The organism is Bradyrhizobium sp. Ken01 (assembly GCF_055807355.1).
In genome coordinates this window covers 1-19,657 of record NZ_JBVVPC010000073.1, presented here as the reverse complement: position 1 = coordinate 19,657, position 19,657 = coordinate 1, and the positions used below count along the sequence as shown (strand labels likewise).

Annotated in this window: 12 protein-coding genes and 5 pseudogenes; 10 read left to right on the top strand and 7 right to left on the bottom strand. The window is 59.4% G+C overall.

Annotated elements, in window-relative coordinates; genetic code table 11:
- Positions 1-259: 259 nt before the first annotated feature.
- The 4 genes and pseudogenes from AC0L3S_RS36770 to AC0L3S_RS36755 all read right to left on the bottom strand — a co-directional run bounded on the left by AC0L3S_RS36770 (position 260) and on the right by AC0L3S_RS36755 (position 5,073).
- Positions 260-1,153: a beta-keto acid cleavage family enzyme gene (locus tag AC0L3S_RS36770; protein WP_259219515.1), complete on the bottom strand. Its 894-nt coding sequence runs from the start codon at positions 1,151-1,153 to the stop codon at positions 260-262.
- A 1,080-nt stretch (positions 1,154-2,233) separates the two neighbouring features.
- Positions 2,234-2,798: pseudogene (locus AC0L3S_RS36765) on the bottom strand (IS3 family transposase); the annotation flags it as partial.
- Positions 2,799-3,278: 480 nt separating this feature from the next.
- Positions 3,279-4,355 carry a 3-hydroxyacyl-CoA dehydrogenase NAD-binding domain-containing protein gene (locus AC0L3S_RS36760; RefSeq protein WP_259219516.1) on the bottom strand — a complete coding sequence of 359 codons (1,077 nt, stop codon included), beginning with the start codon at positions 4,353-4,355 and terminating at the stop codon, positions 3,279-3,281.
- A 316-nt stretch (positions 4,356-4,671) separates the two neighbouring features.
- The gene (locus AC0L3S_RS36755) at positions 4,672-5,073 is read right to left on the bottom strand and encodes a helix-turn-helix domain-containing protein (RefSeq protein ID WP_259219518.1); all 402 of its coding nucleotides are present in this window, start codon (positions 5,071-5,073) and stop codon (positions 4,672-4,674) included.
- 863 nt (positions 5,074-5,936) lie between these two features.
- Here AC0L3S_RS36755 and istA point away from each other — a divergent pair.
- The 4 genes and pseudogenes from istA (at position 5,937) to AC0L3S_RS36735 (ending at position 10,205) form a co-directional block, all read left to right on the top strand.
- A pseudogene (gene istA, locus AC0L3S_RS36750) lies at positions 5,937-7,472 on the top strand (IS21 family transposase).
- A 17-nt stretch (positions 7,473-7,489) separates the two neighbouring features.
- A pseudogene (gene istB / locus AC0L3S_RS36745) lies at positions 7,490-8,235 on the top strand (IS21-like element helper ATPase IstB).
- A 736-nt stretch (positions 8,236-8,971) separates the two neighbouring features.
- Positions 8,972-9,166, top strand: a complete 195-nt coding sequence (locus AC0L3S_RS36740) for a hypothetical protein (RefSeq protein WP_259219519.1) — start codon at positions 8,972-8,974, stop codon at positions 9,164-9,166.
- Positions 9,167-9,293: 127 nt separating this feature from the next.
- On the top strand, positions 9,294-10,205 hold the full coding sequence (locus tag AC0L3S_RS36735; protein ID WP_259219520.1) for a TauD/TfdA dioxygenase family protein: 912 nt from the start codon (positions 9,294-9,296) through the stop codon (positions 10,203-10,205).
- 261 nt (positions 10,206-10,466) lie between these two features.
- Here the strand turns inward: AC0L3S_RS36735 and AC0L3S_RS36730 are convergent.
- Positions 10,467-11,591 (bottom strand): annotated as a pseudogene (locus tag AC0L3S_RS36730) (transposase); the annotation flags it as partial.
- Positions 11,592-11,683: 92 nt separating this feature from the next.
- On the opposite strand from AC0L3S_RS36730, the gene AC0L3S_RS36725 reads away from it, so the two are divergent.
- The 3 genes from AC0L3S_RS36725 (at position 11,684) to AC0L3S_RS36715 (ending at position 15,010) form a co-directional block, all read left to right on the top strand.
- On the top strand, positions 11,684-12,220 hold the full coding sequence (locus AC0L3S_RS36725) for a hypothetical protein (RefSeq protein WP_259219528.1): 537 nt from the start codon (positions 11,684-11,686) through the stop codon (positions 12,218-12,220).
- A 314-nt stretch (positions 12,221-12,534) separates the two neighbouring features.
- Positions 12,535-14,265 carry a nodulation protein NodU gene (nodU, locus tag AC0L3S_RS36720; RefSeq protein WP_259219521.1) on the top strand — a complete coding sequence of 577 codons (1,731 nt, stop codon included), beginning with the start codon at positions 12,535-12,537 and terminating at the stop codon, positions 14,263-14,265.
- A 304-nt stretch (positions 14,266-14,569) separates the two neighbouring features.
- Complete coding sequence (locus AC0L3S_RS36715) at positions 14,570-15,010, top strand: hypothetical protein (RefSeq protein WP_259219522.1); 441 nt, start codon at positions 14,570-14,572, stop codon at positions 15,008-15,010.
- A 499-nt stretch (positions 15,011-15,509) separates the two neighbouring features.
- Here AC0L3S_RS36715 and AC0L3S_RS36710 read toward each other — a convergent pair whose 3' ends face one another.
- Positions 15,510-16,541, bottom strand: a complete 1,032-nt coding sequence (locus AC0L3S_RS36710; RefSeq protein WP_259219523.1) for an NAD(P)H-dependent flavin oxidoreductase — start codon at positions 16,539-16,541, stop codon at positions 15,510-15,512.
- Between the two features lie 827 nt (positions 16,542-17,368).
- On the opposite strand from AC0L3S_RS36710, the gene AC0L3S_RS36705 reads away from it, so the two are divergent.
- From AC0L3S_RS36705 to AC0L3S_RS36695, 3 genes and pseudogenes are all read left to right on the top strand, one after another.
- Positions 17,369-17,527: a hypothetical protein gene (locus AC0L3S_RS36705; protein ID WP_259219524.1), complete on the top strand. Its 159-nt coding sequence runs from the start codon at positions 17,369-17,371 to the stop codon at positions 17,525-17,527.
- Positions 17,528-17,775: 248 nt separating this feature from the next.
- Positions 17,776-17,987, top strand: a pseudogene (locus AC0L3S_RS36700) (IS66 family transposase); the annotation flags it as partial.
- A 79-nt stretch (positions 17,988-18,066) separates the two neighbouring features.
- Positions 18,067-18,369: a transposase gene (locus tag AC0L3S_RS36695; protein WP_259219525.1), complete on the top strand. Its 303-nt coding sequence runs from the start codon at positions 18,067-18,069 to the stop codon at positions 18,367-18,369.
- 733 nt (positions 18,370-19,102) lie between these two features.
- On the opposite strand, the gene AC0L3S_RS36690 is transcribed toward AC0L3S_RS36695, so the two are convergent.
- Positions 19,103-19,657 (bottom strand): enoyl-CoA hydratase-related protein (locus AC0L3S_RS36690; protein ID WP_473284709.1); only part of this gene is annotated, 555 nt, incomplete at its 5' end.

Genomic DNA, 19,657 nt, shown 5'->3' with positions numbered 1-19,657 from the left:
CCTGCCGGCTATCTCGCGACCACGCGCAAGTCTCGTGGATAATCTGTCAGGTATTCGGACCCGGTCTTGGTGACGACCATTGAGTCCCCGGTCCTGCCGCCAAGCCGGCCATCCAGGCTGATACCGCCTGTCGCAGACGCTGTGCCTTGTCCGATGCTTAGTTTAGCCGAAGCGAGCGCGGGAGGAGCAGGCGCTCCGCCGCGCTGCCGGCGCAAGCTGCTGCATAGCGTCCAGGAACTGTAGACATCACCTTTGATTCTCAAAGGTGATTCTTCAAAGCGAGCTTCTGGCGCACCTCATCCGGGTTTAGTATCCGCACTCCTATCCCCTCGAGAATCTGTACCGCCCGCTGTACGAGCTCGGCGTTGGTTGCCAGCCGACCCCGAGAAAGGTAAAGGTTGTCCTCCAAGCCTACCCGAACGTTCGCGCCGACCAACGGGGCCAATGCCACATATGGAAGCTGCATGCGTCCAATCGAAAACGCCGAGTAGACTGCCCCCGGGGGGAGCAGATGCACCAGCGCCATTAGCATCGTCGGGTCATATGGCGCGCCATAACGAACTCCCATGCACAGCTGGATCAACGCCGGATTCTCGATCAATCCTTCCGCAATTAAATCGCGCACCAACACCAACTGACCCGCATCGAACACCTCGAGCTCAGGTCGGACACCAAGCTCCTTCACACGTGCGGCCATTGCGCGCAATGTCGCGCTGGTATTGACCATGACGAACTGGCTTCCGGCGCCCCAGTTCATCGATCCGCAATCCAACGTGCAAATCTCAGGGCGCAACTCTTCTACGTGCACTAACCGTTCACGCGCGCTCACAATGTCGGTGCTCGGGTTCAGCGGCAGAGGAGAGTCCGCTTCGCCCATCACGAGATCGCCGCCCATTCCCGCAGTCAAGTTGATGACCGGATTCACGTCCGATTCTCGAATGCGCTGCACCACTTCCCGATACAAGGCTAGTTCGCGCGAGCCACGCCGCGTCTTAGGATCACGGACGTGGATATGCACCGCCCCCGCACCCGCTTGTGCCGCTTCAATCGCCGATTGCGCGATCTGCTCCGGGCTCACCGGGACATAGGGGCTACGCTGCACCGCATCCCCAGCTCCGGTGAGCGCGCAGGTAATGAACACCTCAGAGATCATCCGCACGTCTCCTTACCCAAAGTTGAACGGGGTCGATTGTTACGCTCTGGGTACTCCAAGCGTAACGACGCCCATCGACCAGATCCATCAAGGAGGTCGTATCAGTAACTCCCGGCGTCAGCTCCATTGCGACGCCTAGGTAGCAGCAATCGTGTCCAAGCAATCGGCGTGCCGCTTGTGGGATCCAGGTCCGGGCCCGTCTGATGGGGGAAAACACAGGTATCAGGCAGTCTGCTCTTGTAAGGGCGCCGCGCGCCGTCGCATTTCCGACTAGCCGTAGCCAACCTTACACAGCTGCATAACAACAATGGAGGCTGTTATGATGCCGATCGTCTCTCGCAACGCCCTAGCAAGCGTCACCTTCGGCACTTGCCCGGTCAATCGACCGATATCGCCAATTCAATGCCTGGCGTTTGTAGCCCTCTATGAACCATCTACGTTGACTCTCTGACATCCCGCACCTCGGATCCTGAAGGTTGGGCATCGCCCTCACGTGCCAGCTATACCCTGCGCTGCCTTGTTTGCTGTACAGAAGCGGCATGCGCATTGGCCAAGCGCGTTTGGGCTCCAAGACGTGGATCTGACTGATCTGGTCATCACCGTCCGTGACACGAGATTCTTCAAAACGCGCTTCGTGCCAATCGGCCAAAGCTCAACCGATATTCGGTCGAGTGCGTGGAGCCCCGTCCCCCGACTCCCTCTGCCGCGCGAACAAGAATCTCCATCATTAGCTACGCGTGGCAGTTGACCGTGGCACGATGTGGGGGTCATCTCCTGGTTTGAGCATGTCCGCCGAGCCGGCGGAATGAAGGGTGCACCGGGTGATCGCATGGCAACGCTCCAGCCAGGAGTCCGTCCATCCCTGCGCTATTTGCAAATGACGCCAGATCTCCTCCAAGCCGCGTTGCGATCCGCCAGTGCAGAGGTCACCCGCAACATACGGCTGGAGACCATCCATTCACTACCGCGCGTTATCGGGGCGCGTTCGCCGTTCCGCTGGCCAGGTGTTCTGAGCCGTAGTACCGTTCACCGGCCAAGATCGCGAGGCACCTTGAAAAGATGAATCCGCCTGATGATGTCACCCCGATCTGAGTGATGCATCAGGGCATCCGGCTTGCCGCGACGCCAGACGGCCATCAACAGAGCGTCTGTATCGAGTTGCGCTGTCATGTTGGCGTTCATCGACCAGCCGACCACCCGGGGCGAGAACAGGTTGATGACGGCTGATACATGGAGCCAGCCTTCGGCCGTCAAGTAAATTCGGCGATCACCTTCTGGTTCGGCCGCTCGGCTGCAAACTGGTGGTCGAGAACGTTCTGCGGCACGTTCGCAACCTGGCGATCGCCTTCGTCCTCGTGGCCGCGCCCGCACCGCCTGCAGGCGCATCAGCCGCTCGATCCGGTGCAAACCGCATTCGACACCGTCTGCCAGCATATCCCGCCGACACGCCGTGCGCCGTACGTGATCGCCGGCAAGAAAGCTTGCCTTCACCTGCTGGCCTGCCGTCTCGCCACTTTGGGATCTCGCGCTAAGCGATCGGTTCAGCCAGGCGTGGAAGCCCGAACGGGACACCCGCATCGCATCCACATAGCCATGCCACCGCCGGAATCCGGTGCTTCGCGATGAAGCGCAGATCGCAATCCTTGTAACAGCGCGGCTCCCTTGCGCGGTACGCCATAGTGTCCAGCGTAATAGTGAAGACGTTATCTACCAGTTGCTCCTGGTTGGCCATGAACTCCTCCCAGCTGATGTAGCTTGGGTGAGCGACGTGGAGGCAAACCGCCCAACGCGACCGCCACCTTGACCGCTCCCGTCCGCGATTCCCAGCCGGCCACCGGTTCCTTTCTCAGCTCGATCGACTGAACGCCGAAAGGTGGCTTTCCAATAGCCGAAGACCTCCGGGAGGCGGATGTGGTGCCGCCCCACTCATCGCCGTCGGGCACGAGCACGTGGTCAGTAGAACTCCTGGCGGGAACGGTGCGTCTAGAACATACCGGAACTGATGCCACTCAAGAGGTACTCACCGCCGCGACCGAGGAACGGACAAGGCATCGGCGTCAAAGGAGTGAAAATATAGGGTCTCACTGACGCAGCCCGTGTAGTTCGCGGCACGTTGAACAGCATCTCAGGCTTCTTTGCTATTAGCAGCAGTTGATGAACTGACCGGAACGCGGTTGCGCAGCGACTGCTCCCATCGCGCGAGCGTCTCTCCCGCACCAATCTTCTCCGCGCGCAAGCCCCCCAGCACACCCACAATACCATCGTCAAGCATCTCTTGGTACTCGGACATCATCATGCTCTCGGCCAAAGCCAGCGCATCTGACTGCTCAGTGAGCTTGTCCAGAAAGGCGTCGGTGTACTCCGGCACGTCAGTCAACTTGGACATATTATTACCCGACCATCGCAGCCACTTGCTCAAGAAGGCACGTATACTGGCTTCACCACTACCAACGAAGTACGTCATAATGGGTCCGAGGACCGGCCGTCGCAGCCCGAAGGAGTAACGAACGGCGTCATCAATTTCTTGCACCGTGGCAACATTGTCCTGCACGAGCCACAGCGCCTCGCGCCATGCAGCCGTCTGTATTCGATTCGCGATAAATCCCTCAATTTCCTTGCGCACGACGAGCGGATGCATCCCAATCGCCCTGTAGATTTCCGCGGCGCGCTGCAACATCTCGGGCGCTGTGCGCTGTCCGGCGCAAAGTTCAACCAATGGCACCAGGTATACCGGTTGGAACGGATGAGCGACAAGCAAGCGCTCGGGACGCCGCATTTTGGCCTGGAGCAAAGAGGGTAGAATGCTCGAAGTTGACGAGCAAATCAGCGTCTCGGGTGCGGCCGCTTGGCAGACCTCAGCAAGGAGAGGCTGCTTGATCTCCACGCGTTCTGGCACGTTTTCCTGAACGAGATCCACTCCGTGCACCGTGTCCGCAACCGAATTTACAATAGAAAGAGATCCTTCCACCGGCAGCGGCATCTCAGTCAGACGTTTAAACGCTCGGCGGGCATTTGCTAGCTTCTTCTGAACGCGCTCGGCCGCACCAGAGGAGCGGCTATACAGCCGCACATCCACCCCATTAAGGATAAACCGAGCGGCCCACCCAGCGCCGATGACCCCGCTCCCCAGTAGCCCGACTGCTCGCGGCAGCCTCACAGAATTGGACGCTGAACTTTCAGACATGAGCTTGACCTCAGACATAAACTTCGAACGCGAGCTTCTCGCACACCTCATTTGAGCTCCTGGCTGCACACCCTTCCCGAACAAGTTGGTCTGTCCCAATCCGCACAGAACCGGGGACATCGTTTGTGTCTTCACGTTGACAGAAGCCCAGCAGGAGCAGCGGCCGCAGCACTCGCCTGACTGCGGCCGCCCGCATCAAGCAATCAGCGTGCCAATCGCGGAATCGCGCGGCGGGCTGTCGTAATGCCGAGATCTACTAGCCTGCACACTGATCCTGAGGGGTGGGCCTGGTGGTCAGATCACCTCTGGCAAATGTTTGGGATCACGAGGACCTCTATGCCGCGAGCGGTTCTTTGTACTCTGTGATGAGCCCGGCGCGTTCCAGCGTCAGCACCATCTGGTGAACCGAAGGCGGGCTGACGCGGAAGTATTCCTGCATGTCGGTTTCGACCGGGGAGCCTGCGGCGGAGCCGTCTAGCGGTGTGGACAATAGACAGACACTGCCCCTGTTTGGGTCTGAAAGTTTTAAGGACTCACGCCGGGCATCCGATTCAGTTGTTGGTGCGTGCCTCGAGCAAAGCACGCCATGAATGTACGCTGTCAGGTTGACCTCAGCCAAATCGAGCGCGCCGAGCTCAAGGCGCAGCTCAGCGGAGGCAAGCATGTATTCCCGCAAGTTCAAGCGCGCGTAACTTTTGCTGGCTGCTGATGCCGGGGGCCGGTAGGTGAGGCACATGAGATCTTTCGGGGAGATTGCTATGCGGCGACACGCATTGACATGTGATTGCCGCGCGCCAACGCGGCAACAGAGACGCTCGCGCCAAAACATGAGCCCAGCAAGGAGTTTTTGTCTATTTGTTGACTTCGCACCCGAGTGGAGAACAGCCGACTAGCAAGGCAACGCCACATTGCATAGCGCAACCGTGAGCGCGATGATGTTCCAGGCCTGCATCTATCGCGCACTAGTAGTCTCCTGCCACCAGGAACCTACGCAGGCAGAAAGAAACGGAAAATATTTGTACGAGCGCGTCGCCGATCGCAAGCTAAGGATGTCGCAACTTCATCAGCGAAACTTCACCGAAGTAGGCGACGACGGGAGCTCAGCTTCATGAAAAGGCAAGCAATGGATGCCTTCTTGCATCCTCATGGACATCATTTTGTGTGGCGCACCGAGCTTGTCACAAAGCCCTGCTGTCATCAGCAAACAACAGTGCACTGCGGCCTGATACGAACCGAGCTCAAGAATTGTCCTCGGCCCTGAAGTTCCCAGATGAGCCTCCGATACAAAGCCAATCAACAATATTCTTGATAAGTATCGGCCCTCTGTAAGTCTTCGCCCAGACTCCAACTATTTTTGAATCGCTTCTAAATGAATAGGCAGATGGAGGACATCCAAGCCCGAGCGAGTGGCTTTGCAAAGCGGTCAGAATGATCTCCATCTAGGACGTTGCTTACTCCGTCGAAGATCCATCGATCAAGAATTCCGCCGTGCCGTGCGTGTTCCAGCCGATCGTGATCGGGGGGCAATGGGGAGGCTTGCACCCCTGACAGTCTGCAACCCGGCTACCTTGGTCTTTCGCCCGAGCGCAGAGGATCGAGATGCCGACCGAGAGACTGTCCATGCGCCACATTCGCGAAGTTCTACGCCTGCACTACAGCGTCGGCATGTCGCAACGCGCCGTTGCCCGCAGCCTGGTCTTGGCCCAGGGCACGGTCAGCAAGTATCTCAACCGAACCCGCCGGGCCGGCCTGACCTGGCCGTTGCCGTCGGAGCTGGATGACGACGACCGGCTCGAGAACCGCCTGTATCCGCCGCCATCCGATCGGCCCAGCGACGAGCGTCCACAGCCGGATTGGGCGCTGGTGCATCGCGAGCTGCGGCGCCCGAACGTCACGCTGATGCTGTTGTGGGAGGAGTATTGCGACGCAAACTCCGAGTGCTTCAGCTATTCGTGGTTTTGCGAACGCTACAAGGAATGGGCCGGCCGCCTCAAGCTCACCCTGCGCCAGATCCATGTCGCAGGCGAGAAGCTGTTCGTCGACTATTCCGGCCACACCATGGAGGTGGTTGACGGGCTCACCGGCGAGGTGCGCAGCGCGCAGATCTTCGTCGCCGTGCTCGGCGCCTCGAACTACACCTACGCCGAAGCCAGCCTCAGCCAAAGCCTGCCGGACTGGATCGCCTCACACGTCCGGGCATTTGCCTATTTCGGCGGCGTGGCCCGACAGACCGTGAGCGACAATCTGAAGGCCGGCATCACCCGGGCTTGCTTTCACGAGCCGATGGTCAACCGGACTTATGCCGATCTCGCCCGCCATTACCGCACCGCCATCGTCCCGGCGCGGCCGTATCGGCCGCGCGACAAAGCCAAGGCCGAAGTCGGGGTCCAAATTGTCGGGCGATGGATTCTGGCGCGCTTGCGCAACCGCCGATTCTTCTCGCTGGCCGCCCTCAACGAGGCGATCCACGCGCTCCTGGTCGAGCTGAACAACCGACCTCTCCGAAGCTGGGGACGAAGTCGGCGCGACGTGTTCGAAGAGCTCGATCGTCCGGCGCTCACTCCCTTGCCGGATGAGCCGTACCAGTATGCCGAGTGGAAGCGCTGCCGGGTCAACCTCGATTATCACATCGAGATCGCCAGGCATTACTACAGCGTCCCTCACAACCTCGTGCGCCGAGAGGTCGAGACCCGCGTCACCCAAAAGACCGTCGAGATTTTCCTGCGCGGCAAGCGGGTGGCGTCACATCTGCGCAGCACCTTGCAGCATCGCCCGACGACGATTGCCGAGCATATCCGATCTCGCATCGTCGTTATCGCGACTGGACCCATGAGCGTATTCGTTCTGAAGCTGCCAGGGTCGGTCCCGATGTCGAGACGCTGATCGACGTCATCCTGCGGTCGCGGCCGCATCCGGAACAGGGCTTCCGCTCGGCAATCGGCATTCTCGGGTCGGTCAAGCGCTATGGCCAGGAACGCGTCGACGCCGCCTGCGCCCGGGCACCTGCTAAACGCCCGTTCGTATAAATCGGTCGCCGCCATCCTCAAAAACGGCACTGACAGAACCGCTCCGCCCGCCGAGGAGGCGCCCATCCTCTTCCACGCCAACATCCGTGGCCGCACTTACTACAATTGATCAGGAGAGATATCAGCATGCTCATTCATCCCACCGTCGATCGCTTGCGCGCCCTCGGTCTTGCCGCCATGGCCGACACCTTCGTCGAACTGCAGAACAATCCCGAGGCGGCCGAGATGCCGCACGCCGATTGGCTCGGCCTCCTCGTCGATCGCGAGGTCACTGCCCGCGACAACCGCCGCCTTGCGCGCCGCTTGAGCAGCGCCAAGCTCCGTCAAGCGGCCGCCGTCGAAAACGTCGACCATCGCACCGCCCGGCGTCTCGACCGTTCGCTTTTCAAACCCTCGCCACTTGCCAATGGATCCGCGAGGCCAACCACCTAGTCATCGTCGGTCCAACCGGCACCGGCAAGTCCTGGCTTGCCTGTGCGCTCGGCAACAAAGCCTGCCGCGACGGCTTCTCCGTGCTCTACAAGCGGGCACCCCGCCTGTTCGCAGATCTCGCGCAGGCGCGCGCCGAAGGCCGTCTAGCCCGCCTGATCGCGACCCTCGAGCGCGTCAATCTCCTCATCCTCGACGACTGGGGACCTGAACCGCTTACCGCCGAGACCAGCGCCGGGATCTGCTCGAGATTGTCGATGATCGCTACGACAAGGGATCCTTATTGATCACAAGTCAGGTCCCCGTGTCGCAATGGCACGACGTCATTGCCGACCCCACACTTGGCGATGCGATATTGGACCGCATCATTCACAATGCGCACCGCCTCGAACTCAAAACGCGACAGCGTGCGCCGTCAGGCGGGCGAAAAGAAAACACCGTAAGCACCTCACGCGCGATCGCCCCGTCGGCCCACAGGCCCGGGCGTCGCTCCGTCGCTCGTGGCGGCACTTCGCGCCGCGCACGGGCCCCTCCCATGGACCGCCGCGACGATCTCCAAACCAACCCGCCAATCTTGACGAGGAGGCCGTTTCCAGCACACATAAACTCGTCAGCAGTGTTCGTCTCCAGTGATCACCATCGTCTGGAACGCCTGATCACCATCGCTTGAATGCGCAGTGCCTCATGTGATCGGGGTAGTTGATGCGAGCGGCTTCTCAAAACGCCTATATCCAGCGAGCTTCATAGGTGATCTCCGTACTGCATCTGCTTCTGTGTCCAAGCAACCGAGGTGCCACTCGCCGAATAATCTGTGCCTTTGCTTTGCGAGAGCGAGAAACGCCTTAGCTGCGAGCATGCCGCGGAATGGTCGTCGCGCTCTGTCGGGTTCGGGACATCGGCGTCATCTCCGCGTCAAGACAAGAGAACGTTTTGAAGCATGCGCCTGCTCAGACAGCATCAGGCTGAGCTATCTCCTCGCAATGTTACTGCCTGAGCTTCGTTCCGCCGTTTGGCATGCTGCTTGCTGTGGATCACCCGGCAACAGGGGGGCCCCAACTTGAAAGCCAGTGCACTCACCTGCCCTCCGCCTGCACCCGAGCGCTTCAGGCCATTTGGAGCCGTCTCGATCGACTCCACCATACTTATGAAGCTGACTAAAGCAACAGACAGGAGGTCGTAATGAGCCAAGACGAGCTTGCGCCTGTAATCCGTCGCTGCGGGGCAGTTCACAAGTCGCGGTTCGGCGAGTTAGCCAAATTGAACTTTGAACTTAACACCGCTGAGCGCCATCAAGTTTCAAGCTGGATATTCGGCCCGTCCTGGCATGGACCCAATCGCGATCTGTTCCTCGCCGATCTCGCGTCCAATGAATAGCCTGCTATCCAATGAGCTTATCGCCGCGGATTTGAATGCAGCGCTCTATACGTGACATCTGGCGTTCACGTATTGCGCCGCAGCTGAATAGACTAATTTGGCCGAAACGTAACCTGGAGAGTAACACATGAATAAAACGGCTTCGATCGATCAAGCTATCCCGCTTGCCAACGTCGCTAAACGCGCAGCACGCATCGGCGCTGAAGTTAGCAACATCAAGCTGTCAGGCGATTTGCCTGACCAAAAAATTGCCGCGATCAAGGACCTCCTTCTCAAGCACAAGGTTATTTTCTTCCGCGGTCAGGGTCATCTCGACGCCGCCGAGCAGGAGCGTTTTGCTCTTCGTTTTGGAAGACTCGTGCCGCATCCGACCGTCGGTGCTACCAAGGGAACGGCATCGATCCTCGAGGTTGATTCCGCCCAGGGCCGCGTCGATCTGTGGCACAGCGACGGGACCTTCATAGAAGCCTATCCCAAAATTACGGTGCTGCGAGCCGTCGTGATCCCACCATTCGGCGGCGACACGATCTGGTCAAATACGGCTGCGGCTTATCTTGACCTACCACAGCCGCTGCAGCGGCTTGCTGATGAGCTCTGGTCCGTTCACACTAACGACTACGGCCTTAGGCCCGGGGACATGGATAAGAAGTATTATGATGAGGTGTTCACTAACACGATCTATGAGACCGAACATCCCGTCGTGCGGGTCCACCCCGAGACCGGCGAACGCACGCTGGTGCTGGGCTATTACGTGCAGCGATTTGTTGGCATCCCGAAGTATGACGGCCAAAAGCTGTTGGATCTCTTCCAATCTCATATCACCGCGCCCGAAAACACCGTGCGCTGGAACTGGAAGGAGGGGGATGTCGCCGTCTGGGACAATCGCGCCACGCAACACTATGCCGTCAACGATTACGGCGACCTGCGTCGAGTCGTTCGTCGCGCGACCGTCGATGGCGAGTTGCCCGTCGGCGTCGATGGTCGATGTAGCGTAACACGCATCATGGCCATCAAGCAGCCCCCCGCGGAGAGTCCCTAGCGCGTGCGCAGAATTGACGGAAATCCGACAATCGTCGCTCGTGCAGCGCAGATTACCTCAAGCTGCTCGGGGATGGCCTCTCCGAGAGCAGGCGATCGAGCTCCGCAACGGGCAGCACGCGTGCAACTGCTGAGATATCGGTAGCAATTGCCGGCGAGCGGATTTTATCCATGGGACTGTTTGGGATCCGCCTTGGGTCGGCTATTCGCCCACCGGCGGCGACGCGAGGGCGTGGACATCGGCCAGCATAGGAACGCGTTATTCAATAGCGGCAACCGTGACGGTCGGCCTTGGTAAGGTGTTGCGCTTCGTCGTCATCAACTGTGCTATGGTCCTGGCGGCGGGGACCTTCTGCAATTCTTGATGGCTGATAGTCTCGGCACGCCGCCGTCGCGTCGCCCATTCCACCACCACGCGTAGCGATCCCTTGAAGCCTTGTCCCTTCAAGCGGCGCCAGAGCTCGGCACCGTTGCGACAGCCGACTGACCACTGCGCGTCCAGGAACGGCAGATGCCCGTCCAGGGTGCTTTGACGGGTGCGGAACATATCCGTACCGCCGCCGCGGCTAATTTGGCGAACCAGATTGCGACTATGTCCTGTGCGGCGGACGATCTCCTTGAGCGACACACCGTCGCTGACGAGAGCCGTAATTACGGCATGGCTGTCCTGCCGCCGCAAATAGCCCTGATAGCGCAGCTTTTCCGCACAGGTCAGCAATTCCGGGTTGATCGTCGTCGCTCCAATTGCGGTTCGGATTCTGTTCATGGAGCGGCGCACCGCATCAAGGAAGGCCGCGCTCGCATTTTCCATCAGATGCCAGCGGTCGGCGACTTGGATGGCGTTCGGCAGCGCCTTGGCTGCTGCCTCGCCGTATCCACCACCGCGATCTCGCGACACAATGTTGATCGCTGGGTGCTTCGATAGCCACGCCCGAACGGTCGCAGTTTCCCTGTCGGGCAGCAGGGTAACGATCCGCCGGCGCTCCAAATCGCACACGATCGTCCCGTATCGATGATTTCTCCGGAACGCCCAGTCATCGATGCCCACCACAAGCAATGGATCTGCCGGGATCGCCGTCCGCCGGCGGACCACCCGCAGCAAGGTATCGTTGCTGACGGGCAGCATGAGCCGCACCTTTCTGCCCGCTGACGGCAAATCGGCCACGTGCCGGATGTAACGGCTATGGATTCGGCGCGATGCTGTCGCGCACAAAGGGCACGGGGCCTCCGCAGCCTCTGATCGAACAGCCAGAATAACCGAATCCTCGGAATCAGTTACGCCATGAACACCAAACGACCAAACCACTCGGTACGAGCATGAAATTCGAAAGCCTGTCGCATGGCGCCGATTCTCCGTTGAAGAACCACCGTCGCCGGCGAACTTCATCAGAAATGATGGCGTGGAACGGCCCTTCGAACCGGCATCAAAAATGCCAAACGTGGTCGTGTAGACAGGCGCCACAAAGGAAGGACCGTTCCATGGTTAAAATTGTCACAGTGAGTTTGGATTGGCCAAGTCGATCTTTCAAGTTCACGGCATCGCTGAAAACGGGAAAAGTCTTGGTTCGTCGCACATTGCGGCGATCGCAGGTTCTGCCCGCGCGCAAAATCATGCCGGCTGCTTGTTGTTCGGCAGTCTTCACCGGTGCGAACCGCATTGTCGGGCGGGTGACCGCCTCACAAATGGTTTCAGCGCCGATATTTCGCCCCGATCGCTGCCAACAACTAGCCGATGACAAAAAGGCGCCGCGCCATACGATTCAGGCCCTTTCGATTAGGACCACGAGGGTGCCGAGAGCCTGCCGCGCCTCGGCGATAAACGTCGCGAGGGCGTGCAGCCCGGCTTATTGGGCGGCGGCGATCAACCGCATCAGCAGCAGACGACTTGCGAACGCAACACCGCATCGGCAAGAGGTCGCTGCCAAGAGCCGGATGGAATGCGCAGAGCGCGCACGCGAGCATTCATGCGGGAAGTCGAAAGAGGCTCGCTGGGCGGAGCGCGCGCGTCAGAAATAAGACGCGACCGATGTTCGGAACACGCCAAAGTGCTTGCCACGGGATACTGGGCTGCAAAAGCGCACGCGCTTTCTCGAGCTAGCGCTGGCCCAAATTCTGCAGGACGCTAAGGCGAGGGCAACAGAGCGGGAGGCAGTGCTTGAGCGTCGATCTGCCAAGCGACGATAAGGTCGCCAGTAGTTTCGAGGGTTGCCGGCCCAATTATCAGGGGCTAGCGCGGCACTTTTAGATGTTCAACGAAGATTGCTGCTCACTTTCGGAGTGCGATTGACTCTCTCGACTCACGGAATTGTCCACGTTTAAATGGAGGCACTATGCGCATCTGTGGTATCAAACTGACGCATGACGGAGCGGTGGCTCTTGTCGAGGACGGACGTCTCGTATTTTGTCTCGAACAGGAGAAGCGGAGCAACAATCCGCGGTATCAAGCCATCGACAATCTCGATGACATTGTCGTCGCCTTGGCGGAGCACAATTTGACGGCGCGGGATGTGGATGAGTTCGTTATCGACGGCTGGATAGGTGATGTAGATTCGCAATTTCGCGTCCTCAACGGGGCCGCACCTGTCACTCTCAGAGGAGGGCCGTATATTGAGCAACATGACCACGGCCTGCTCAATTCGCACGACGGATTTGGCCTGATGCTGGACGGCAGGGGTTTTCCCTATCGAAGTTATGCGCACGTGACGGGCCATGTGGCCTCCGCGTATTGCACCAGTCCGTTTGCCAAAGCCGAACAACCCGCGTTCTGCCTAGTGTGGGACGGTGGCATGTTTCCACGTCTCTACTATGTGGAACCCCGCGGGGCCCGGTTCATCGAATGCCTGTTCCCGATGCATGGTAAGGCTTATGTCGTGGCTGGTCATCATTTCGGCCCGTATAAGAGAGAGAACTACACTGGCTGGGGCGACCGTAGTATTGCTGGCAAGGTGATGGCTTACGTCGCGCTCGGGTCAGTGGATGAAGATATCGTGGCAGTTTTTCGGGAACTCTATGAAGAGCGGTTTGTGGCCGACGCGAAGCTTGTCCGTCATTACCGGGGGGACATCAACAGTATGGAGGCCTCACTTGCGGCTCTGCACGACTTCTTTAATACCAGCACGCTCCGATTGGGGGCCAAGTTACCCGAAAATGTGCTTGCATCGTTTCATTGGTTTGTCGAGGATCTACTCACTCGCGAAATGGCGATTACTCTGCAGCGGCATCGGGGTCTTCCAGGGGCGAGGAACTTGTGTATAGCCGGCGGCTGCGCTCTCAACATCAAATGGAACAGCGCACTACGAGCGACTGGTCTATTCGATGCTGTTTGGGTGCCGCCCTTTCCGAATGACAGCGGCTCAGCCATTGGTGCGGCTTGCTCTGCAATGGCGGAGCACAAGGGCTTTGTGCCGTTGGAATGGTCAGTCTACAGCGGCCCGGTTCTGCAAGGCAGCGAAGTGCCGCCCGAATGGGAGGCCGCGCCGTGCAGTATGCGTGAACTTGCTAGCATTCTCGCCAGCAACAAGCCCGTGGTTTTTCTTGCCGGCCGTGCCGAGCTTGGGCCACGGGCATTGGGTAGCAGAAGCATTCTAGCGGCCGCTACTTCGGCGGGAATGAAGGATCTTCTGAACGGCATCAAGTTGCGTGAATACTTCCGGCCAGTGGCGCCGATATGCCTGGAGGATCGCGCCCCGGAAATCTTTAGTCCTGGGACGCCGGATCCTTATATGTTGTTCGATCACCAGACGCGAGCTGAATGGCGAGACAAAATCCCGGCAGTGGTTCATCTCGATGGGTCTGCCCGATTGCAGACCGTTCCTCGATTCTCTCCGCACAAAGTCGCCGAGCTTCTCGTCGAATACGAAAAACTCACGGGCATTCCTCTGCTTTGCAACACGAGCGCGAACTTCCCGGGACGAGGTTTTTTTCCAGATGTCGCCACGGCCTGCCAGTGGGGACTCGTTGAACACATTTGGTGCAACGGCCTGCTCTGGAGCAAAACGCTCGCATCCTGCGCCGAATCGCTTCATCCAGATGAATTATGTCCGCCACAGAACCGACTTTAACCGCGAAAAGAAGTCGTGCGGCGACAACGCGTTGTGATGGGCTATCGTTCCGCGTACACGGAGCTTCGGTCTGCTCGATCGGCAAGAGCGCGATCGCGTGTGGTCCCGGTATCTCGATATTGTAACGCAGGAAAAATCGGGGTGCGCTCGCCAGCAAGTTTCGGCGCGAGCTCACTTGGTCCACACGCGCATTGGTGCGCCCCTCAAGGACTGATGATCAGCTGTTCCAAATGATGGGCACCTACGAACACGGACACGACTGACGGGCTCTTTTCCGTGAGCTTGATCGGCTGGAAGACAGGCCGTGCTCGACCGCGAGATCGCGCCGGGCGCAATTGAGCATTTCGCGGTTAACAAATTGGTGATGATCACGGGCCTGAGCCTGGCGCTCGCCGTCGGCATCTTGGCGGCGATCGGCGCCATCCTGCGGTTCAACAACCCACAGAAGCTGGTGAGCATTCGAGCTAAACCCAAGAGCGAGGCAGGCCGGGTTGGAGCCGGCCACCGCGGGTGTATTAGCAAGATCGGCGGCAGCCCCGCGCGCCATGCTGGTGGAGGAGGCCTGGGAAGCGGCCGAGGCGCCCGGTCCACTGCGGGCTCGGCCTGCGCGCCGCCACCAAGAGCGGACCTGGTGCGGCCGGCAGCCAGCCGCAGCTCGGCACTGCTGCCGCGGCTCCGCTTCGACGGAATAGGCGTCTGCAGGCGTTCGATCCTCTCGCGCGCGAAAGTCAACCGCTCGTCTTGAACACCTCGACGAAGTTCGTTGGTCCTGGGCGGGGCAAAGGACGAAATTTCGGGCGCCCGGGTGCCCTGCGACGTTGATCCGTGGGGGACCGCGGTCCACCGCCGTCAACAAGCATACATCAGCACAGGGCTGACGATGAACGACTATGTCTTCTGCCGCCGCCGCCAACTGATGTGCATCGCGGCAAGACCACGGTAACGTCGCCACAAGGCTTCTGGCGAAGAGCCCTCACTGCACCGGTCCGCTGCGACCCCACGAAATCAATGTCCCCTCGCGGCGAATGGCGCCCCCTGCTGAAACGCATCGATGCTCAAATGGACGCGGGTGGCGGCGTCACGAGAGGTTTCCATCGTTCGAAAAGCAAAGCCGCGAAGCTAGGCTTTCGTTTGCAGCAAGACCCAAGGCAGATTGCGCTCGAAAGGCTGACTGTATGTAGCCTCCTCAGAAACGCCAAAAATGATACCCTTCAACTTGCGTCTGCTCGACAAGATGGTCAAGTTCATTCAGCTCTGGACGATTTTGCCCGACCGTTATGCGATCGTGCCGGCCAAGTACGAGTACAACGAGCGTTGGCTAACGCTGCCTCGTACTCTCCCCCGATTTCCTTGACAAGCTCGGCAACACCGATGATTGATCGCACGCCTGAGACTGAGTGACCAGCACAGAAGATATTGTTCCAGCGCGGCGGTCCTTCGCTAGGCTTCTTAGCGCCTGCTTTCTGCGTTGCGCGCGCCTCACACACTGAGTCGTCAAGCTTTGAGGCGTCGAGACCGGCCGCAATAATTGAGCTCCGCAGCACGTTCGCAGGGAGCCCCCAAAATGCGCTGGTTAAGACAATGTCATCAAGCGTGTTATCGACCAACATCTGACGATACGTGTCGCTCGCCATGCTTTCCGAGGTGGCAATGAAGCGAGTACCCATACAAGCGAGCTCGCACCCAAGCACGCGCGCTGCCGCTAGCGAAATGCCGTCTGCGATGCCGCCCGCAAGCACAATTGGACCATCGAATATGGCGCGAACCGCGCGAACAAAAGCAAACGGATTGGCCCACCCGGTATGGCCCCCCGCGCCGGCGGTGAGCAGAATCAAACCGTCCGCACCCGCTGCGACGGCTTTTTCCGCGTGGTGCACCGAAGCGATGTCGGCGAACACGAGACACCCGTTTTCGTGCAAGACATCGATTGCCGGCGCCGGCGATCCCACGCTGGTTATGACGATTTCTACCTTGCGGCGCACAAGACAAGCAAGATCATCCTTGAAACGAGGATGGCGAATCATGAGCGATGGGCAGTGCGGCGGGACCGGTTGATCCAAATTAGCGAGATCATGTTCAATACGGCCCAGCCAATGATCGAGCTCCTCAACCGATCGAGCGTTGGTTGTGGGAAACGCGCCGATGCTTCCCGAACGGCAGACACTAGTCACCAGCTCAACGCCAGAGACACCAGCCATGGGCGCGACGATCAGGGGTAAGGTCAACCGGCAAAAGATAGCGTCGAGCAGCCTGCTACTCTCGGAAAGTGAAGTCACAGCTAGCCACTCCATTGATCTCGATGCATTTCGCAGCAAATGTGGTCCGGCGTTCCTGCCGATCCTCTCGGTCAGAAGCAGTCGGCACCGCGATTCCGGATGTTTGCGGGTACCATTCGCTGCTGCCGATCGAAAGCGATTGACGACGTCGGCCCAAGTCGCGTCGACCCCATCGTCGTGTAAGCCCACAAGCTAGGGCATTCTCGATTTGCATCGCGCGTTCCACCAAAGGGTTTTGGGTCAACCTGAAGCTTGGCAACAGATTCGTGCCATGCCCCTGCAATCAATTCAATTACTCACATTGGCAGTTGACCAGAGCACAGATTGTAAGTCAGTCGCGGGTCCCTGTTGCACGTCGTTGAAGGCGATCACCGCGTCATCAGGGCATCGGACCAGTTGGCATCGCCCTGGAGCGGAATCGTCCGAGGACGGCCGTTCTTGCGACTTTTCCGATCTGTAGCTGAGTGCCGGTAGGGACATCGTCACTGATAGTCGCCAAGTGCGTCTCCTGTAAGTTGTGGAGGCTTCGGCATCGATGCTGGTCGGATGCGAGAAGCTGCGCATGTCGAGGAGAGTTTTTCGGGTCCGCGCGGTGTCGGCGACAGCACGGCAATCAAGACTTTCGACGGCTTCTGTTTTCGCGCAAGCCTATAGCGAAGGGCAGCTTGTCGGCTGTCCGGTAGGTGGATTGCCGGCCCGGATTGTGTCCAGGTCCGACGGAGCTTAGCAAGGCGGCGACCGTACGCTGAAGTCATTAGCGCGAATGGCCGACGCGTGATCGTCGATCGCAACATCGACGTCGCGGTCTTGCTACGGATCATAAGAGAATGACCACGGTGATCACGGTTCTGACGGGGGTCGCTGGCAACGTCCCATACATGCGGTGGAGCTTTCCGAGCCTGCCTCTGCGCCTGCAGGAATTGCTCAAGCGCGACGCATTGGCGGCGCGCTTTTCCGATTCAGGGGTAGATGCGGCGATCTTTTGAAGGTCATTTGGCACGATGACAAGCGCGCCTGCTTCTTTCCAAGAAGACTCGAAAGACGCTTTATCCCACTGCGTGCCGCCTAATCGGTAACGATCTCTCCGGCGCAGTTCAGCTATGTGGCCTCCGAATCAATTCCGCAGCCCTCGGGAAGCCCAGCGTCCGCCGTGGTCGGAAGCCGTTTTACGGTCTTTGACTCTGCTGCTTGATCTATTTCAATGGCTTCATGATAGAGAAGCCGGACGATCCACCAAGGCGCGCGCTTCAAGTGCGAGGGGATCGACCTGCCGTTCTCGATACTGGCCGTTGGCGACGACACCTTCGCCGCATGCAGCTCTTGCACTTGATCGAACGCGATGTTCTCGCTGCCGAGTGCCCTCATGAAGCACAGGCATTTCGGGTGGCAAACCACCATCCGTATCCGGCGAAGGGCAAGTGCACGACTAGGCGGCTCTGGAATTATCGCGCATTTCTCACAGTCTTGAGGCGCATCGGGGCGCGAATCGGCGAAAGGCCGTTGCGATGATTCAAGGAATGCTTCGATGCCGGCAGGGTGTAGCACGGAACGGTTTGTTTTTGGAGCGGTGGAAGGCCGGGCTGTGAAAGCGACCTTTGATACCGGCCTGATGATGTGGGATGCTGGAGTGCTGCTTCTGGGTGCCACCGATCGGGCGATCGATCTGGTGGGGCGGTTTCGCGATCTTCGCTGTCCGGACATGATCGAATATGCGGTCTGGACATTGATCGTGCAGCGGGTCTTTGGCATCGCATTTAGCTACGAAGATCTCAATGATGACGGCGGACTGCGGCATGATAAATGTGTGGAACTGAACCAACGTGTTTAAGACGTGGCTCGTAGATGGCTCTTCTCTCCGCCGGGTGGACCGAACAGCAGCAGATTGCAATCAGACCCCGCCGGCGGCGAGTGCTGTTGCCTCTACCTTCTACAGCATCGGCACGCTCTCGATTTCGGTTCGTGGCGACCGTCTTGTCGCGGGCAACGCGCTTCCGCCATTTCGGTTGATGCGAGGGTGGGTGCGATCGGCGGACTCGTACTCGGCAACGGCCGCGAGGAAGGGGGTCGCTGGCCAGCCGTTCTTGTCAGACTGTGGGCGAGCTTCCGCGCCTTGACGCCAGGCAGGCGCAAGTCATTGAGGAGCCGCGTAAGGCCGGCCGTATTGATGGAGGTCGTTACGCTGGCCGAGCTCGGCTCCGCAGCTCGCTCGCAGCCAGCTATAAGCTCGACTGCCACCTTGCAGGCGCACCGGTCACCGTGCTCAGATCCCGACCAGGAGTTTGTAAGCCGCGTGCCGGACGAGCTGGTCGCGATAAACAAGGTTGACGACCGCCATCGGCGCCGCCGCAGGGCATGGATGACGTGCAGGCAATCAATGACTGCGCGCCCTCGCTCTCCGGGCCGGTCCGCCCGTCGGGCTACGCCCTCCGTTCGCCCCGTCCCCATCGGCGAAATCTACGACTACGTGCGCGGAGCGGGAGCCCCCGAACTGGCCACGATCTTATCTTGGCAACGTCAGATCAAGCTCGAGGGCACCCCTTAGTGCCTTCGAGCCTATAACTCTATCTCCCCTTCCAAACCGGATCTCGCTTTTCTGCGAAGGCCCGTGGCCCCTCGATGCTATCTTCAGAGCTATAGAGCACATCGACGGTGGCAAACTGCCGGCGTGCCACTCGATTCATGGCGTCCTGAAAGGAAAGTGTCTCTGCAACGCGCACCGTCTCCTTGATGGCTGCAAATGCCAACGGAGGACCACCGGCGAGCAATTTTGCGATCTCCCACACGCGCTGCTCTAGCCTTTCCTTCGGCAGCACTTCGTTGACTACGCCCCAGCGATGCGCCTCGATGACATCCATCCAACGCCCAGTAAGCAATAGATCCATTGCGATGTGATAAGGCATGCGCTTCGGCAGCTTGATTGCCGCCGCGTCGGCGAACACGCCGGCGCGGATTTCCGGCAGAGCGAATGAGGAACGGTCTGAGGCGTAGATCAAATCACAGGAAAGTGCCAGTTCGAAGCCGCCGCCAACCGCCATGCCATTAACGCAGGCGATCACGGGCTTATTGAGGTCGCGTAGTTCTTGTATGCCGCCGAAACCACCGACACCATAGTCGCT

Coding starts and splice junctions, on each gene's coding strand:
- AC0L3S_RS36770 (WP_259219515.1), bottom strand. CDS start 1,153: ATGATCTCTGAGGTGTTCATTACCTGCGCGCTCACCGGAGCTGGGGAT.
- AC0L3S_RS36705 (WP_259219524.1), top strand. CDS start 17,369: ATGACCACGGTGATCACGGTTCTGACGGGGGTCGCTGGCAACGTCCCA.
- AC0L3S_RS36735 (WP_259219520.1), top strand. CDS start 9,294: ATGAATAAAACGGCTTCGATCGATCAAGCTATCCCGCTTGCCAACGTC.
- AC0L3S_RS36740 (WP_259219519.1), top strand. CDS start 8,972: ATGAGCCAAGACGAGCTTGCGCCTGTAATCCGTCGCTGCGGGGCAGTT.
- AC0L3S_RS36755 (WP_259219518.1), bottom strand. CDS start 5,073: ATGTGCCTCACCTACCGGCCCCCGGCATCAGCAGCCAGCAAAAGTTAC.
- AC0L3S_RS36760 (WP_259219516.1), bottom strand. CDS start 4,355: ATGTCTGAGGTCAAGCTCATGTCTGAAAGTTCAGCGTCCAATTCTGTG.
- AC0L3S_RS36695 (WP_259219525.1), top strand. CDS start 18,067: ATGCCGGCAGGGTGTAGCACGGAACGGTTTGTTTTTGGAGCGGTGGAA.
- AC0L3S_RS36725 (WP_259219528.1), top strand. CDS start 11,684: ATGGTTAAAATTGTCACAGTGAGTTTGGATTGGCCAAGTCGATCTTTC.
- nodU (WP_259219521.1), top strand. CDS start 12,535: ATGCGCATCTGTGGTATCAAACTGACGCATGACGGAGCGGTGGCTCTT.